The organism is Streptomyces sp. NPDC059456 (assembly GCF_042750055.1).
Classification (GTDB): Bacteria; Actinomycetota; Actinomycetes; order Streptomycetales; family Streptomycetaceae; genus Streptomyces.
Window position 1 is genome coordinate 1,254 of sequence record NZ_JBHYVA010000982.1, and the last position, 961, is coordinate 2,214.

1 protein-coding gene is annotated in these 961 nt (G+C 77.7%); it reads left to right on the forward strand.

What is annotated here, in order from left to right; translation table 11 throughout:
• A partial coding sequence (locus ACFXA3_RS41335) for an FtsX-like permease family protein (protein ID WP_385196467.1) occupies positions 1-881 on the forward strand: 881 nt, incomplete at its 5' end.
• Positions 882-961 lie beyond the last annotated feature (80 nt).

A 961-nucleotide genomic window follows, 5' to 3' on the forward strand; every position in this document is an offset into this window, starting at 1 on the left:
GGGCGGTCCCGGACGTCGCGCCGGTCCTTCCGGGCGCGGTGGTGGCGGCGCTCGAACCGGGCCAGACCGGCACCATCACGCTCCGCGGGCTGGGCACGGCCGGGTCCCCGTACCCCTCCGCGGTGGTGGAGGGGCGCGCGGTCGAAGGCCCGGACGAGGCGGTGGCCGGGCAGGGGCTGCTCGACCTCCTCGGGGTGCGCGTCGGCGCCTGGGTGCGGATGACCGTCGAGGGGCGGCCGCAGATCCTGCACCTCGTCGGCCGCACCATCGAGCCCGAATCCGGCGGGCGGGTGATCACCACGACCCTCGACGCCCTGCGCGAGCGCGACCCCGGGCTGCGGCCCGACTTCCACGCCCTGGTGCTGCGCAAGGGCGCGGACCCCCGGGCGGTGAGCGCCGCGCTCGCCACGGCGGCGGGCCCGACGCTGGAGGTCCGCGAGACCCCCGACCCGGCCGACCGGCTGGAGCCGGCGCGCGCGGTGATCGCCGCCCTGATCGGAGTACTGGCCCTGATCGGGCTGACGGAACTGCTGACGCTGATCAGCACGGGTGTGCGCGACCGGGGCCGCGACCTGCTCGCGCTGAAGGCGATCGGGCTGACCCCCCGGCAGATCGGCTCGATGATCGTGACGGCCGCAGGCCTGACCGCGCTGGCCTCCGCCGTGGTCGGGACGGCGCTGGGCGCACTCTCCGGCAGCCGGCTCGTGGACGCGCAGGGTGCGTCGAGCGGGATCGGCGCGGGAATCGCCCGGATCCCCCCGGCGCCGGTGCTGTCGGCGGTGGTCGCCGCGGCGGTGCTCGCAGCGGTGCTGGCGGCGCTCGTGCCGGCGGCCCGGACCGCCCGGCGCCGCCCGGCGGACTCGCTGAGCGAAACGCTCTGACCGGGACACCCCGACGAGCACCGGCGCCTGCACCTGAACCGGCAACCGGACGCGGGACGCGGGCGCGGGGAGTACCACGG